At 66.8% G+C, this 16,351-nt stretch carries 9 protein-coding genes; 6 read left to right on the forward strand and 3 right to left on the reverse strand.

What is annotated here, in order from left to right; genetic code table 11:
* Positions 1-79: 79 nt before the first annotated feature.
* On the forward strand, positions 80-1,669 hold the full coding sequence (locus tag ABZV40_RS18840; protein ID WP_355442595.1) for a hypothetical protein: 1,590 nt from the start codon (positions 80-82) through the stop codon (positions 1,667-1,669).
* 108 nt (positions 1,670-1,777) lie between these two features.
* Here the strand turns inward: ABZV40_RS18840 and ABZV40_RS18845 are convergent, their stop codons facing one another.
* Positions 1,778-2,449 carry a LuxR C-terminal-related transcriptional regulator gene (locus ABZV40_RS18845; protein WP_355442598.1) on the reverse strand — a complete coding sequence of 224 codons (672 nt, stop codon included), beginning with the start codon at positions 2,447-2,449 and terminating at the stop codon, positions 1,778-1,780.
* 1,201 nt (positions 2,450-3,650) lie between these two features.
* Here ABZV40_RS18845 and ABZV40_RS18850 point away from each other — a divergent pair.
* Positions 3,651-3,974, forward strand: a complete 324-nt coding sequence (locus ABZV40_RS18850; RefSeq protein WP_355442601.1) for a hypothetical protein — start codon at positions 3,651-3,653, stop codon at positions 3,972-3,974.
* Between the two features lie 289 nt (positions 3,975-4,263).
* Here ABZV40_RS18850 and ABZV40_RS18855 read toward each other — a convergent pair whose 3' ends face one another.
* Both ABZV40_RS18855 and ABZV40_RS18860 read right to left on the reverse strand, forming a co-directional pair.
* A complete protein-coding gene (locus ABZV40_RS18855; RefSeq protein WP_355442604.1) occupies positions 4,264-5,742 on the reverse strand; it encodes an NAD(P)/FAD-dependent oxidoreductase in 1,479 nt (492 codons plus the stop codon).
* Positions 5,739-12,734, reverse strand: a complete 6,996-nt coding sequence (locus tag ABZV40_RS18860; protein WP_355442606.1) for an SDR family NAD(P)-dependent oxidoreductase — start codon at positions 12,732-12,734, stop codon at positions 5,739-5,741. The genes ABZV40_RS18855 and ABZV40_RS18860 overlap by 4 nt, the downstream gene beginning before the upstream one ends.
* Positions 12,735-12,833: 99 nt before the next feature.
* Here ABZV40_RS18860 and ABZV40_RS18865 point away from each other — a divergent pair, with 99 nt between their 5' ends.
* The 4 genes from ABZV40_RS18865 to ABZV40_RS18880 all read left to right on the forward strand — a co-directional run bounded on the left by ABZV40_RS18865 (position 12,834) and on the right by ABZV40_RS18880 (position 16,321).
* On the forward strand, positions 12,834-13,211 hold the full coding sequence (locus ABZV40_RS18865; RefSeq protein ID WP_355442609.1) for a hypothetical protein: 378 nt from the start codon (positions 12,834-12,836) through the stop codon (positions 13,209-13,211).
* Positions 13,212-13,242: 31 nt separating this feature from the next.
* Positions 13,243-14,202, forward strand: coding sequence for a GDP-L-fucose synthase (locus ABZV40_RS18870; protein WP_355442612.1), 960 nt, complete (start codon positions 13,243-13,245; stop codon positions 14,200-14,202).
* Positions 14,203-14,348: 146 nt separating this feature from the next.
* Positions 14,349-15,383, forward strand: a complete 1,035-nt coding sequence (gene gmd / locus ABZV40_RS18875) for a GDP-mannose 4,6-dehydratase (RefSeq protein WP_355442616.1) — start codon at positions 14,349-14,351, stop codon at positions 15,381-15,383.
* A 77-nt stretch (positions 15,384-15,460) separates the two neighbouring features.
* Complete coding sequence (locus ABZV40_RS18880; protein ID WP_355442619.1) at positions 15,461-16,321, forward strand: glycosyltransferase; 861 nt, start codon at positions 15,461-15,463, stop codon at positions 16,319-16,321.
* The last annotated feature ends 30 nt before the right edge of the window (positions 16,322-16,351 follow it).

Raw genomic sequence — 16,351 nt, forward strand, 5'->3', positions numbered from 1 at the left:
TCCGGTTTTCTTCCACGTCAGCGGCGCGAGGGCTACCGTCAGGTCAACCTGGCCTTCGCCCACCGTTTGGGGAGAACCCGTGACAGCGTTGAACCAGCCTGACGCCACCGGTTTCGGTGCCTCGGAGTGGACGGTGAGCGAACTTGGTGCCTCTGTCTCGCCGGTGATCGGGTTTCAGCGCCGCAAGGCGGGGATCGAGCGCGTGGGGAGCGCGGATAGCGTCACGGCTGTCGTGACCCCGATCGATGATGTCCACGAGCTGATGACGGTGCTGGACGGGAGATTGGGTGTTGTCACCACCGGCACGTTCGGGAGAGTGGTCAGCCACGCCGATGCTCGTGAACCGCGACTCGATGTACACATGCTGGCCGACGAACCTACGACTTTTTCGTTCGCGCACAACGATGTCAGGCTCGGGGACGCGGCCGCGGTCCATTTCCTGGACGAGTCCGTTCTGGCGAGCACCGCCCTGCTCACGGCCGAGCACGGGCATGACACGGTAGACGTCCGGTGCGTGGGGAGCGCGGCAAGTGCCCTTCACGACCTCCACTCGGTAGCTGTCCGGGCAGGGGTGGCAGGAGGCGCGACGATCTCCGCCCAGTTCGGCGGGTCGGCAACGACCCTGGCCGTGATCGACGACCTGGGAGTGCGGGTGCCGCGGGGCGATCGGGCGGAGGTGTTCACGGCGAACGGAGAGACCGTGTTCCGGCTGGATCCGTGCGCGAACCTCGTCGAACTCGCTGGCTCCGCAGGTACCGCGCGAGTGGTGGCGGGCACCGGAGTCACGATCGATTGCGTTCGCAGCGGCTGGCGCGTTCTGATGACGGAGTGGCTGGTCACGGTCGAGAGCGATGCGCGCGGCCAACGGCTGCTCTGGGACCGTGCGACACGACAGGTGATCGCCACCGAGGAGCTGCGACCTGGCGGCCCCGTCACGTTCTGGTCGGATGGTGGATTGCGGGTGGACCTCGGCGGAGGTTTCGTCGTCGAGATCGCGGACCGGGTGCGGATCGCATGGGCGGGCAAGGACTTCGTGATCTCCACGGGGCGAGTGGTGGTGGCCGACGGGCACGAGGACTGGTATCTCAGTGCGGACGGCAAACTCACCACCACTCGATGCGTGGTCAGCGCGGAACAGGCTGTGGACGGCCATCCCGAGGTGTCGGTGCGGTCTGTTGAACATGAATGGTTTGCCACCGTGTGGCCGACTGGTGCGATGGTCGATCACGGCGGCGACCTGCGGACCGTTCTGAACGCGGATGGTGCCGTGTCGGCGCACGTTGCGCGTGCGGACAATTCGGTGATCTCAAAGCGAGGCGGGGTGACGGTGCTCGCCTCGGGCCATGCTCGCGTGGAGGTGTCCGGCAACGGAGAGACACGGCTGAGTTCTGGTACCGCCGAGTTGCGAGTCGAGCCCAGACAGGCGGACGGCGTACTTCGGTCGACCATCGACCACGACGAGTTCTACTCAGTGGTGGTGACCGACAGCGAGGCCGACGGCCTGACCTGCCGCACCACACATCGGCGCAGCCTGGTCAGCCATCTCGTGCGGGGGTCGGACGAACTCGTGGTCAGCAACTCGCCCAGTGGTGCCGACATCATCGCCACCGCCGAGGAGGTGCGGGTGATTCCCCCAGGCAGCGGCCGGGAACAGGTGATCACCGCGTGAACAGGACATCGTGACGGCAAGGCGGGCAAGCGTTGGAAGAACACTTCGGCTGACATGCGTCCGTGAACCCTCGTGAGGTGCTCTTCTGCACGAGCACAGCACTGCACTTCAGATCGCGCCGATTCGCACGGCGTAGGCGACGGCCTGCACGCGGTTCATCAGGTCCAGTCTGGAGAGCATCCTCTGGATCGTGTTGTTGACGGAGGTGGCGGAGCACGACAGCCGGGCCGCGACCTCCTTCGTCGCCATTCCCTCGGCCAGGAGACTCAGCACAGCGACCTCCTGTGCCGCCAGAACGTCGTGAGATTCCTGGTTCTCGTCGGTGAACGGATGCTGTGCTTGCAGTCTTTCCACGCGCTGTGCGAGGTCATAGCGTTCCAGGACGTCATCCGCCTTGAGCGCGTTGACGACCGTGTCGGCCAACGTGGTGCCGACGAGCGAATCGCGGGAGAGGATGCTGTGGATCCGCGCGGCCGCCAGGTCTCGCAAGGTGGATGCGCGGGCTGGCCCGGTCACCAGGAGGATCGGCGCTGTGCTTCGGCTGGTGATCCGGGCGAGCCGAGTAATCGTGTCGTCATCGACGGATCGCGCGACTACGACGGCCACATCGTACTCACCGACACCGTTCGCGGTCGTGACTGCGATTATTCGTTCGTCCGCCAGCATTGTCTCAATGCCTACCTGGATCAGCTGGTCATCTGCGAAAACGATCGCGCGAAGGCGTTCCAATGGAGGGTTCTCGATTCTGGTGACTGGGAGCACTTGAGCATCGCTGGGCACTTCAGCGAGTTTGGGAAACTACCACCTTACTCTTGGGCGGAGCGCGCCTGGGGGTTTTCGAGTGTGATCTCGATCTGGTCTGGCGGCCATCCTGATGGTCTCGGCTTGAGTGTTGCACTCGCGGTGCACCTTTAGACGTTGTCGGCTCGTCTGATGGGCAAACTAGTTTGCCCGTCGCCGCTCAGAAACGGTTGCGCCGTAGATTTCACCCTTGCGGACGATACTTGCCCTACCCGGGAGGAATAACGGGGGAACGGTCTCGGCTGTTGTATGCGGGTGTCACCTGTGGTGATACCACAGGTGGTGCATTCACGGGAGTCAAAATTCCTGGCAGCGTATGAGCTCGGCGACTCCTGATTCGGGCTTCCTGGCGAAGTGGACGTTCGGTCCTGTTTTGTGGTCAATCGGGGCAGAACTGCTCAGTCCTGCTGATGAGGGCGTACGGTGGTCCCCGGCCGGCACCCTTTGTGTCGGCCACATTCCGCGCCACGGGATGCGTCCCGGGTTCGAACCGAGCCCGGGACGTGCTGTGGCGCTCACACTGTCACGTGTGCTTCCTGCTGTTCTCTCGGCGGCCGGTGGGAATTCCCATAGGCGGCCTTGCCGCACCGCAGATGGTCGGTGCTCTGCCCCGCTGGTGGCCAGATACCTCCTCGGTGAGCAGTTCAGGCCACCAGCTACAAGAGTCTGCCGGCGAAGCGGGCAGAGAGATCATGGAGACTGGAGGCACACGACCTCATGGGCAGTACCCCGCAACGGCCGCGTTGGCCGGGTGCGATCACCACACCGTGGACCGCTGCCTGCAGTTGCGCGAGGCACTCCCGCCAAGTCCCGGAAATCCTCCACACCCGGCCCCGGACGACCCCGCGGCCGCACTTCCACCCCCGCACCACACCACCCCGTCAACCGCAAACGCCCCAGCTCACCCAAACCCAAGCCACACAACAAGAAACGGGCCGCCGCTGACGCGACGGCCCGCTGAGGAACTCACCCGACGTTAAAACACCAGATTGATGATGGCCCTCTCCAACATCGCGTTCGCCATCGCACCGCGCAGCCGCGGCATGGACCGACTCGGCCTACCGGCTCGCGGTCGTGATCGGAAGACGCAGGTCGCTACGACGGCTCGTGACAGGTGTCAAGGGGGTACGACGGCTTGCAGGCCTGCGCGGCTGTATCAGCCGTTCTGTGGTTCATCTCGATGAACGAGTTGATGCTGCGCTCGAATGTCTGTCCCGCTGGGAGCCTCGCGCTCAACAGCGGCTTGGTGGTCTCCCTCATGATGACGACGGCGTCCGTCATCGCCCCCGTGCGAGAACTGTTCCGCGTTCTGCATCGTTTCGAAGTGTGGTCGTTAGTCGCTCTCCGGTGCGTGCAGACGGATCTTCTGCTGGAAGTGCGGAATTCCGGCGTGTCGTGGTCCGAGCGAATGTTGTCGGCCCCGGAGCTCTGGCTGCTCGTCTTCATCGCCGCGTTGTCGCTGCTGCCGTGGCTGCGGGGGTGCGGCGGGTGCCGATCGAGGTGACGCGCTCGCCGGGACGTGGCGATCGTGCGTCTTGGGCGAACACGGCGCCGAGGCGGCGAGACTCGTCGCGGGACCGAACGAAACGCTCTGCCCCGCGGCAGGACTGCACATTCCCGGAGGAGTGCCAGGCGCGGCGTTTTTCCTGGACCGCACTTCAGCCCGCGGGACAGGCGCGCTGATCGATCGCGAAGTCCAGCTGCCGGCGCTGAGCGGTCGTGCGGAGTCAGCTGGTCAACGGGATCCGGCCGATACCTGTCTCCGCAGGTGTCGGACACATTCCCTGCTGAGGTCACGCCGCTCCCGCACGGCCGTCTCCCACGTTCCCGGTGAAGTGGTAGTCGGCGCGCCGGAGTCTGCGCAAGCGCCACTGGTACGCCAGGGTCGAGCCGGGCCACAGAACGGTGCCACCCGGTGCCGGGCTTTGGTACCAGTTGCGGCAGTGTGCGTTGTGCCAGACGGTGTGAGCGAACCGTCGGCGCAGCTCGATCTGGAACCGCTCGGTCGCCTCTGCGCGGACGTGCAGGGCGCGCGCACCGGCCGCACGGATCGCCTTGACAACGTATCGTGCCTGCGCCTCGATGTTGTGCACGGCTCCGGTGTAGGGCGCGAAGCCGTTGGGGCCCAGCAGGATGAACATGTTGGGCAGACCGGGGACCGTGACGCCGTTGTACGTGAGCGGACCTGTGCGCCAGACGTCCCGCAGGCGCTGCCCGCCGATCCCGCGGATGTCGATGCGGTCGAACGACCCGGTGAGGTCGAAGCCGGTCGCGTAGACGACGACGTCGGCCTTGTGTTCGGTGCCGGTGTCGTCGACCACCGTGCCGGGGCGCAGCGCCGCCGGGCTACCCGCGACCACGCGGACATGGGGTCGCGCGAGTGCCGCATAGTAGTCGTTGGAGAACAGGACTCGCTTGCACCCCAGCTGATACGTCGGTGTCACCAGCGCGCGCAGAGCGGGGTCGGTGAGGTGGTTCTCGATGTGCCGCAACGCGATCGGCTCTGCCACTCGGAGCGCGTCCGGTTTGCTGTGGAAACCAAGGCCGCGTCGTTCCCGGCGGAGGTACAGGCGCAGCCGCTGCCACGACTGCGTGATCGGCAGCAGCCGGAACAACCGTTGCTGCCAGGCGGGCGTGGGGAGGTCGGCCTTGGGCAGCACCCATGGCGCGGTGCGCTGGAAGATCGTGAGCGAGGCCGCGCGTTCCGCCAGATGCGCGGCCACTTGGACGCCCGACGCGCCGACTCCGACGAGTGCGACGTGTTTGCCGGTCAGATCTTCGTCGTGGTTCCACTGCGAGGAGTGCCAGGAGACGCCTTGGAACTCCGCTGCGCCGGGCAGCTCGGGCACGCTCGGCACGTGCAGGCCGCCGACCCCGAGCACGAGAAAGGCGCTCACGTGCAGCTGACCGTCTGATGTGGACGTACGCCACTCTGCGCGTGCCTCGTCCCACTCCGCGTGGGTGACTGTCGTGCCGAAGCGGATGCGCGGACGCACGCCCCACTTCCGTGCGACCTCGCCGAGATAGGCATGGATCTCCTGCTGCCCTGCATACGTCGAGCCCCACCGCGGATTCTTGGTGTGTGAGTATGAGTAGAGGTACGACTCGATGTCGCAGGCCGCACCGGGGTACGTGTTCTCCCGCCACGTGCCACCCAGATCGTCGGCTTTTTCCAGCACCACGAACGAGATCCCGCGCCGGACGCACTCCACGGCCTGCGCGATGCCGGACATGCCGGCGCCGATGATCAGTACCTCGGTGCGCGTGGTCATCGCGTCTCCTCCAGGAGGAAGCCGACGACGTCGGGCCAGATCCCGGACCACACGGGGTCCTCGTGGTCGCTGTCGTGCGCGAGGCCGGGTTGGACGAGCAGCTGAGCCGGGCGGCCTGCGGCGGCGGTGTGTGCCGCGAGCGCGTGGGCCTGCTCCACTGGCACCACTCGGTCCGCGTCACCGTGCACGACCAACAACGGCGCGGTGATCCGGTCGAGCAGCTCCATCGGCCGCCTGTCCGGCACCGCGAAGTGGGCTTCGACGTCTGACGCCGCGAGCTCCGGCCGTGCGGGCAGCAGGGAACCGGGCTCGGCCAGTTCGGCGGCCACCAGCTGGTCGGGATCGTAGAGGCCCATCAGCAGTGCGGCTCGGTGCCAGCGCCGCGGTGCGCGGGCGAGAGCCAGCAGTGCGGTGTAGGCGCCTCGACTGGTTCCCAGGACGCTGATCCTGTCCCCATCGATGTCGGGCAGCCCCTCCAGGTACCGCGCGGTCGCGATCACGTCGTCCACGTCCCTGTCGCCCATCTCCGCCAGCGCGCGGAACTCCGGCCCGTGTCCAGGAGCGCCGCGCTGGTCGACGGTCAGCACGGCGAACCCTGCCGCGTTGAGAGGGGCGTGCGCGCCGATGTGCGCGTACTCGCCCTCGGCGTTCAACGCTCCGCCTTCACCCGCCGTGCACACCACCACGGCGGGGTGGGGACCGGGACCGGAAGGCACACTGAGGTGGCCGTACACGACCAGCCCGTCTGTGGACGTGATCTCGTGGACGGTGAGGGACACCGCCGGTCCCGACCGCACCTGATCCAGTTCGTCGGCCAGCAGTGCGCTCAACGCGTCGACGGTGAGACCGCGCTGCAGCCGCACCGAGGGAACCGCCACGCCGAGTTGCTTCTGCAGCAACACGCGCAACTCCACGGCGGTGAGGGAGTCGATGTCGACCACCTCGGCGCGCACCTGCTCGTCGTCCAGACCGGTGACCCGTTGCAGCAGCGGCGCGACGAGGTCCGGCAGCATCGTCACCCGCTCGGCAGCGCTCGCGTCCCGCAACCGCACCGCCACCGCGTCGTCCGCTGCGCCGTCCGCGCCGTCGGCGGGGACCAGGCCGCGGAACTTGGGCAGCGCCGCGAGCTGGGGGTTGGCGCGGGCCCAGCGCGGCCAGTCGATGTCGGCCACCGAGACCTCGGTGGGATTGGTGCGCAGCAACGTCTCCAGCTCACGGAGGAGCCTGGCGGGCGCCATGCCCGCGTGGCCGGTGCGGCGCAGCACGTCGCCGACGTAACCGCCCCTGCTCACCGCGACCCCTACATCGTCGACCATGCCCCAGCCGATGCTCGTCGCGGGCAGTCCGCGCGCCCTCCGGTACCGAGCCAGCCCGTTGAGGAACTCGTTCGCCGTCGCGTACGCCCCTGCGCCGGCCGCGCCGAGCTGTGCCGCGACCGAGGAGAAGAGCACGAAGAAGTCGAGGTCCCCACCTGCCGTCTCCTGGTGCAGGTGCCAGGCGCCGTCGGCTTTCGGCCGGGTGGCCCTGACCAGCCGCGAGGCGTCGACGTCCGCGAGCACCGCGTCGTCGAAGTCCGCGGCGCAGTGCACCACTCCTCTGATCAGCGGCAGTTCGGAGGTCGCGAGGGCGAAGAGCGAACTCACCTGGTCGGCATCACCGACGTCGGCTCGCTCGATCCGGACGTCGACACCGCGTGAGGTCAGCTCGGCCACCGTCCGTGCCGCTTCCTCGGTCGTGACACCGCGCCTGCTGGCCAGGACCAGGTGCGAGGCACCGTGGTCGGCGAGCCACCGCGCGACGGAGAGCCCGAGTCCGCCGAGTCCTCCGGTGACCAGGTAGGTCGCGCCTGGCCGCACCGGTACGTCCGGCAGCGAGGAGGCGGGCAGCGTGATCTGTTCGCCGACCATTCTGATCACGACCTTGCCGTGGTGCTCGGGACTCGCCATGGTGCGGAACGCCCGGTCCGCCTCGTCGGCGGAGACCTCGGTGACGGGCAGGGGAGCGATCGCGTGGCGCTCGTACAGGTCGGCGACCGCCCGCATGCACTCCTGGACCTCCTCGGGACGCAGCGCCATCATCTGGTCGTAGTCGAACGAGTGGAACGACAACGCCCGTTGCGCCGAGGCCAGGCGCACGGCGTGATCGGCTACCGCGCCGGGCTTCCCCAGCTCGACGAAGCGCCCGAACGTGTTCAGCACCCTGAGGCTGTGCTGGATCATGTCGCCGGGCAGCGAGTTGATGATGACGTCGACGCCGGCGCCCGCCGTCCACTCCAGCACGTCGTCCGCGAAAGAAGCCGACCGGGAGTCGGTGACGTGGGTGAACCCTTGCTGGCGCAGGAAGTCGCGCCGGTGCTCGCTGCCCGCGGTGAGGAGCACTTCGGCACCGAGCCACGTCGCGATTCGCGCCGCCGCCAACCCGACCCCGCCGCCGGCGGAGTGCACCAGAACCCGGTCACCCGGCTGGACGCCGGCGAGGCGGACCAGCGAGGCGTGAGCGGTGACCACCGGCAGGAGCGACGCGGCCTCCGCCGCCGAGAGGTTCGAGGGCTTCTTCACCACGCGCACCGCGTCCAGGGTGACGTGGGAGGCGAACAAATCGCGGCTGTGCGCGAACACCTCGTCACCGGCTCGAAGGCCGCTGACTCCCGCGCCGACCTCGATCACGGTGCCCGAGCACTCCAGTCCCAGCGTGTCGCCGGAATGGCTTCCCTTCAGCGCGTTCGGAGAGATCAGGCCCGTCTGCTTGAGCACGTCCTTGAAGTTGAGCCCGACGTGCGAGACCGCCAGCTCGACCTGACCGGGGCCGGGAGGCGTGCGAGTGGCGGCGACGAAGCCCAGGCCGGAGCCCGCGCGCCGGGGTGGGGCGAGCCGTACCGCGGTGGCGTCGGTGGTCACGGTGACGTGATCGATGGCCGAGCGCTCACCGACCGGGCTCAGCTGCCGCACGTACCGCCCGTGGTGCCGCAATGCGACCTCGTCGAGGTTGTCCTGGGCCAGCTCGGCGAGGAGTGCCTCAGCGGCCTTTTCCTCCGACCATGCCGCGGCGGGCGCGAGGTCCACCAGACGGCAGCGCAGCTCGGCCCTCTCGGCGGCGACCACGCGGCCCAGTCCCCACAGCGCGGCCGCGGCCGGAGCGGTGGTCGGGTCGTCAGCGGAGACGCTCTGCGCCCCGGTGGTGACGACGACCAGCGAGCCGGAACCGCTGGGCAGCGCCTGGACGAGCTGTACCAGCGGTGCCGCGGGCGCACAGGCCGACTGGAACTCGGCGGCCACCTCGTCGAGGTAGATCACCGCTCGGCATCCGTCCGCCGCGGCAGCCACGTGTTCCGGCCACCGGTCGTCTTCGCGTTCCACGTGCAGGACCTCGCCGCCGAGGGCTTCGATCCCCTGTACGAGGTGTGCGCCGGCCACGGGTGTACCCACCACGATCCAGCGTCCCTCCAGCTCGGCGGCCACGTCGATCGGTTCGGGACGCCACAGGTGCTCGTAGCGAAGGCTCGGCCGATCCTCGTCGGCCTCGGCCAGTCGCCTCGCTCGCAGCCCGCGCACCTCCGCGACGATCTCACCGCCGTCCGTCACCAACGTCAGGTCGCACTCGATCTGCCCCTCGGCAGAGCTGTTCCTGCCCTGTCCGCTCACCCACAACCGGGTGCCGGGGGAGCGGAAGAACCGCAGCGCATCGATCGAAGCCGGGACGTAGGTACCGGAACCCGCCCCGTCGGCGCCGATCAGGTGTGCGCCCGCGATGACCGCCTGGAGCGCGGCGTCCAGCACGACGGGGTGCAAGCGGTGGCCGTCCTGGTCCGTCGTGTCCAACCGCAGTTCGGCGTGGATCTCACGAGTCTCGTGCCGGACCCACAACCGTTGCACGGCGCGGAACGCGCGACCGTAGTTCAGGCCGGTGCCGGACAGCATGGCGTACACGTCGTCGTGCTCGACCGCGGGAACCTCGCGCGTCCAGGACACGTCCACCGGCAGAGGTGGTGGCGCGGTGACCTTGGGTAGGTAGGCGCGGTGCAACTCGGCGTGCAGCGTCCACTCCGCGTCATCTTCCTGACCCCGGCTGTGCAGCGTGAGCAGCCGTCGGGCCGGGTCGTAACCCGCACGGAGAACGGTGACGGCAGGTGGCGTGAGCACGAGTGGCCGGTGGAAGACGACGTCCTGCAGCTCGCACGGCTCGTCCTCGGCGAAAGCGGCGAGAGCGGCCTCCAGGTAGCCGGAGCCGGGGAACACGACCGAGTCACCGATCCGGTGATCGGCGAGGTACGGAAACGCAGATCCGGAGAGCTCCACCTCCCGCACGGGCGTGACCGAGACGACGGCCCGGCCGCCCAGCAGAGGGCCGGCGGTGCCCAGCCTGCGTGTCCTTGACGCGGCGGACTCGAGCCAGTGCCGGTCGCGTTGCCACGGATACTGCGGCAAGTTCAAGTACGTGCGCGGTTCCGGCTGAACTCGTGTCCATTGTGGATCGAATCCGGTCACGTACAGCCGGCCGAGCGTCGCCAGCAGGTGCTGCCGCTGGGGAACCTCCCGGCGCAGGGATGCCAGGCGCACCACGGTGTCGGTACGGGAGCTGAGGGCCTCGTCGATGGCGGAGGCGAGCACGGGATGCGGACCGATTTCCAGGACCGCGCCGGGTGACCTGGTGAGCAGGCGCCGCAGCGCGTCCGCGAAGAGCACCGGCTGACGGACGTTCCGCCACCAGTAGTCCGCGTCGAGCTCGGTGCCGTCCACCTGATCACCTGTGACGGTGGAGAACAACGGAATCCGTGCCGTGCGCGGCTGGATCGTCGTCAGCGCGGAGACCAGCGGTTCGTGAATCTCCTCCATCTGCGGGCTGTGGTAGGCCACCTCCACCTGCAGGTGCTTCACCGACGCGCCGGCCTCCGTCAGACGCCGTGCCGTGATCTCGATCGCTTCCGCATCGCCGGCGAGCGTCGTGGCGCACGCGCTGTTCACCGCTGCCACCGAGACTCCTTCGGCGAGCAGCGGCACCACCTCGGCGGCGGGCACGTCGACCGCGATCATCGCGCCGTGCCCGGCGAGACGGGCCTGCAGCCTTGCACGGTGGTAGCTGATGGTGAGCGCGTCCTCGAGCGAGTACACCCCCGCCGCGTGCGCGGCGGCGACCTCGCCCACGCTGTGTCCCACGATCATTGCGGGGGAGATGCCCCACTCCCGCCAGAGTGCGGTGAGGCCGGCCTGCACCACGAAGTTGGCCACCTGCGCATACACCGTGCTCGTCAGCCGTGATGTGGCCTCGCCGCGACGCAGTTCGTCGCGCATCGACAGCCCGAAACGTGCCAGCACCTCGTCGCACTCGTCGACCACCCGCGCGAAAACAGGTTCGTCGTCCAGCAGTTCGCGGCCCATGCCCCACCACTGCGGGCCCATTCCGGTGTAGACGAACGCGACCGCGTTCCGCGTGGCGGCCACGGCCTCCACCTCGAGCGCGCGCAGTTCCTTCGCTGCCGCCGCCGGGGACGAAGCCACCACGAAAGCACGGCACCGGTGGTGATCGCGCTCCAGCGCGGCTGCCCGGCACACCTGACCGAACGCAGGTGCTCCCGGCTGCTCCAACCACGTGGCGAACGATTCCGTCAGTGCGCGCAAGGCTTGCGGGCTCCGCGCGGACAACGGCAGCAGCTGCGGCCGTTCCCTTTCGTCCTCCGGCTGCACGGGACGCGGGGCCGTCCACTCCTCGAGAATCGCGTGAGCGTTGGTCCCGCCGAACCCGAACGAGTTGACGCCGGCGCGACGCGGCCCGTCCATGACGGGGAACGGCACCATCTCGGTGGGCACTCGCAGTGGCAACCGGTCGAAGGGAATACGGGGATTGGGCTGCTCGAAGTGCAGGTTGCGCGGAATCGACCCGTGGCTCAGGCACAGTGCCGCCTTGATCACGCCCGCAACTCCGGCCGCAGCCTCCGTGTGGCCGAAGTTCGACTTCACCGACCCGATCCAGTGCGTCCGCTCCGAGTTTCCGAGCACTTCACCGATCGCGGTCGCCTCGATCGGGTCACCCACCGCGGTGCCGGTGCCGTGCGCCTCGAAGTAGCCGACGGACTCCGGCTCGACGCCGCCGACCTCGCAAGCGCGCCTGATCAGCGACTGTTGAGCGGCAACGCTCGGTACCGTGATGCCGAGCGTGTGGCCGTCCTGGTTCACCGCCGTCCCCCGGATCACCGCGTGCACGAGATCACCGTCACGCATCGCCGCGGACAGCGGCTTCAGGAGCAGCACGCCCGCGCCTTCACCCCGCGCGTAGCCGTTCGCCCTGTGGTCGAAGGACTTGCAGCGCGCGTCCGGTGACAGGAACTGTCCCTTCGACATCAGGACGGTGGTCACCGGATTCACCATGACGTTCACGCCGCCCGCGACAGCCATGTCGCACTCACCCCGCGCGAGAGCTGTGCACGCGTGGTGCAACGCCACCAGCGAGGAGGAGCAGGCGGTGTCGATCGTGAGCGATGGCCCGCGCCAATCGAACACGTACGACAGTCGTGCTGCCAGCATGGTCATGCTCACGCCGGTCGGAGTGGACGAACTCACGAGGTGCTGGTTCGTCTCGGCGAGCTGCAATGTGGCTGCGTCGAAGGTGAAGCCACCAACGTAGACCCCGACCTCGGTGGCGGCCGTGGAACTCGGCGGGATGCCCGCGTTCTCCAACGCCTCCCAGGTCACCTCCAGCAACAGTCGCTGTTGCGGGTCCAGCGCGGCGGCCTCGCGCGGCGACATGCCGAAGAACCCCGCGTCGAACGTGTCCACCGTCCTGTCCAGGAAGCCGCCCTGCCGCACGAACATCCGTGCCGGAGCAGCCGTGTCGGCGTCGTAGAAGCTGGTGAGGTCCCACCGATCCGATGGCACGTCGCCGATCGCGTCCGCGCCTGCCTCCAGCAGTTGCCAGAACGTGTCCACGTCCTTGACGCCACCGGGGAAACGACACCCGATGCCGACAATCGCGATCGGGTCAGAACGGTCCACAGCCATCAGTTGCCCCCTCGAACGTCCGTTGCCGTAGGACTGTCCGGTGTCGGGGCCGAGATGACCACGGCTTATGTTGGTAAGGGCAAGCAGATGTGACCGATTGTGCTGCTGCTGCTGGTGCTGGTGCTGGTGCTGGTGCGAAGGGTGAGTTCCCTGCCCCTCCTGGCGATCGGGCAGCCGCACAACGCCGAGCCGATTCCGGTGTGGTGGATTGCATCGCCCGATCTGCTTCGCGTGAGAATGAATGTTTCTGACACAGAAGTGCCCGATTGGACGCCTCTGTTTTCCTTCGTTGCCTCGTGGGTGCTGCTCGGCCACACACGACTACGATGGTGGAGCGCCTCGCTGATGGTCTCGAGCAACGAGGCGGCTCGTTCGCCGAGGCAGCGCAAATCGTTGCGGGCGTGCGCCCTGTGGGAAAACGGGCAAAATATTCTTCACCCGTCGCCAGACCGCTCGCCAGGATGGAGCGGGACCTGATTTCATCTTGCCGGTGTCGATGTCATCTTCGTTGGACTCGCGAGTCGGTCCGCTGCGACGTGATGCGCTCTTTTACGTTGCAGGCCATCGTGGGCTGGTCGGCTCAGCGGTCTACCGCGCATTGGCCGCCAATGGATTCAGCCGGTTGCTCGGCAGAACCTCCGAGGAGCTGGATCTCCGCGATCGGTCCGTGGTACGGGCGTTCTTCGCGGAACAGCGTCCGGAGTACGTGGTGCTCGCCGCGGCCCGTGTCGGTGGTATCCACGCGAATGCCACCCATCCGGCCGAATTCCTCAGCGACAACCTGCTGATCCAGGTGAACGTGCTCGACGCGGCACAGGAGTTCGGCGTGAAGAGACTGCTGTTCCTGGGCTCCTCGTGCATCTACCCCAAGTTCGCGGAGCAGCCGATTCGCGAGAACTCATTGCTCACTGGTGGGCTCGAGCCAACCAACAGTGCCTACGCGATTGCCAAGATCGCCGGGGTGCTGCAAGTGCAAGCGTTGCGTCGTGAACGTGGCGTCTCGTTCATCTCTGCGATGCCGACGAACCTGTACGGGCCGGGTGACAACTTCCATCCCCACGACAGTCACGTGCTTCCCGGCTTGATCCGGCGCTTCCACGACGCTGCACGGACTGGGGCTGAGAAGGTGGTTTGCTGGGGTAGCGGTACTCCGAAGCGAGAATTCCTCCACGTCGACGACCTGGCGGCGGCTTGCCTCGTGCTGATGGAGAACTACGACGACGCGGAGCCGATCAACGTCGGATTCGGCACCGACGTGACGATCAGGGAGCTCGCCGAGACGGTGGCCTCCGTCGTCGGGTATGAAGGCCGGATCGAGTGGGACGACAGCCGGCCTGATGGCACTCCGCGCAAACTGCTCGATCTGCGGCGGATTCACGCGTTGGGCTGGCGTGCCGGCATCGGCTTGCGTGAAGGAATCGAGTCGACCTATGAGTGGTTTCGCCGGGAGTGGTCGCACGAGCAGTAAGGGAACGAAAGCGCGGCGAAGATCTGGGAATGGCGCCGTCGCCGCTGAGCTGTGCGATGACGGATTACGTGAGCCTGGCGTCCGGCACCTGTCGGTGAGTTGCCACCTGGACAAGCATTTCCAAATTTGAAGGAATTAGTCTCCTCATGCGAACCGCGCTAATTACTGGTATCTCGGGGCAGGATGGAGCGTATCTCGCCCAACTGCTGCTCGAGAAGGGTTATCTGGTCTACGGTGCCTACCGGAGGACTAGCTCCAACAACTTCTGGCGCATCGCAGAGCTCGGTATCAGGGATCATCCGAACCTGCGCCTGGTCGAACACGATCTCGCCGACCTCGGCAACAGCATCCGGCTGCTGGAGACGGTAGGCGCGGACGAGATCTACAATCTGGCTGCGCAGAGCTTTGTGGGTGTGTCGTTCGACCAACCCCTGGCCACCACTCAGATCACCGGAGTTGGTGTGCTGAACCTGCTCGAAGCCGTGCGGACGGTCTGTCCTCGCGCGAGGTTCTATCAGGCTTCGACGTCAGAGATGTTCGGCAAGGCTCAATGTGTGCCACAAAATGAATGCACATCCTTCCATCCGCGTAGTCCGTATGGCGTGGCAAAACTTTATGCGCACTGGATCACAGTGAACTATCGCGAGTCGTACGACCTGTTTGCCACGAGCGGGATTCTCTTCAACCACGAGTCGCCGTTGCGGGGTCGTGAGTTCGTGACGCGGAAGGTCACCGATGCCGTCGCCAAGATCAAGCTTGGCCGGCAGGAAGTGCTGGAACTGGGCAACCTGGACGCGATGAGGGACTGGGGTTTTGCCAAGGAGTACGTCAACGGAATCTGGCTGATGCTCCAAGCCGACGTGCCTGACACCTATGTGCTCGCCACGAACCGGACGGTGACGGTTCGGGATTTTGTCACGTGGGCCTTCAAAGCAGCTCAGATCGAGCTGGTCTGGAAGGACGGCAGCAGCGCCGAGAAGGGGGTGGACATGGACACCGGCCGAGAACTGGTACGGATCAACCCGCGCTACTACCGCCCCGCAGAGGTGGATCTACTGCTGGGAGACGCTTCCAAGGCTACGGAGCTTCTCGGCTGGGAAGCGAAGACCACGCTGGAGGACCTGGCCTTGATGATGGTCCAGGCCGACTTGGAGAGGAACGAGCGCGGCTCTTCGTGCTGAGCGCGTCCGGACAATCTTTTGGATTGAGGAAGATGTACGTTCTGTCATTGCTCGGAGACGAACGATGTGCCCCGCCGATGTACTCGCTCGTGCCTGCGTTGGAGGCGGAGTCGTTCAAGGCTGTGACCGTTGATGCGGTGCCCTCGCTTCCCGCTGGGGCGCCATTGGTGGTGTTGGCGCATCGGCCGTCCGAGCTGCACGATCTGCCCGCGACCAGCGCGGTCGTGATGCCGTTCCTGTGGGATGTCTGGCCTAGGGAGGTCTCGGGGTACCTGGCCGCACTTGAAGAGTGCAGGCCGGAGCTCATTTTCGTCACCAACAGATGGTCGGAGCGGGCACTTCAGAAGGATTCTTCGCTGCCGCCTGTGATGTACGTACCCGAGGCGGTTGACTTCGGCACGTACTACTGCACGGATCCGCTTAACAACCGCGCCGTCGGCGTTCTGGAGTACGGCAGGAGGCACTCGGAATGGCATGACACGATCGCGCCGTCGTTGGTGGCTGCAGGCGTGGTTCATCAGTTCTCGCCAAGCTCGCATGATCTTGGCCGCTACCATCTTTTTGAGACTCGCGATGACCTTGTGAGGACACTGCGGGACTCCGTCGTGTCCGTCTGTTTTCCGGCGTCCATGACCGATCCGCGTCGAATGCGCGGGGTTGAGGCCTTGACAGCAAGGTATTTCGAGTCGATCGCCGCTGGTTGCCTGATCGTCGGACACTGCCCGGAAGAACTCGTCGCGCTTCTCGGCTACAACCCGGTGTGCGAGGTCGATTGGTCCGATCCGGCAGGGCAGCTGCTTGAAATTCTGCGAGCTCCTGAGTCCTGGCAGGCCGACGTTTCGGCGGCACAAGAACGCATGCACCGCCTCGGCGACTGGGCAGAGCGCGCGTCCAGGATCTCCGAAGCCGTCAGAAATGTGGTTCTCAAACGGCGTTGAGTTGGATCAGCACGGGTTCGCGGGGAGGAA

The organism is Lentzea sp. NPDC004782, assembly GCF_040609115.1.
Lineage (GTDB): Bacteria > Actinomycetota > Actinomycetes > Mycobacteriales > Pseudonocardiaceae > Lentzea.

Bases quoted from the DNA above. Each gene is read 5' to 3' on its own strand.
- ABZV40_RS18850 (WP_355442601.1), top strand. From the start codon at position 3,651: ATGAACGAGTTGATGCTGCGCTCGAATGTCTGTCCCGCTGGGAGCCTC.
- ABZV40_RS18855 (WP_355442604.1), bottom strand. From the start codon at position 5,742: ATGACCACGCGCACCGAGGTACTGATCATCGGCGCCGGCATGTCCGGC.
- ABZV40_RS18860 (WP_355442606.1), bottom strand. From the start codon at position 12,734: ATGGCTGTGGACCGTTCTGACCCGATCGCGATTGTCGGCATCGGGTGT.
- gmd (WP_355442616.1), top strand. From the start codon at position 14,349: ATGCGAACCGCGCTAATTACTGGTATCTCGGGGCAGGATGGAGCGTAT.
- ABZV40_RS18880 (WP_355442619.1), top strand. From the start codon at position 15,461: ATGTACTCGCTCGTGCCTGCGTTGGAGGCGGAGTCGTTCAAGGCTGTG.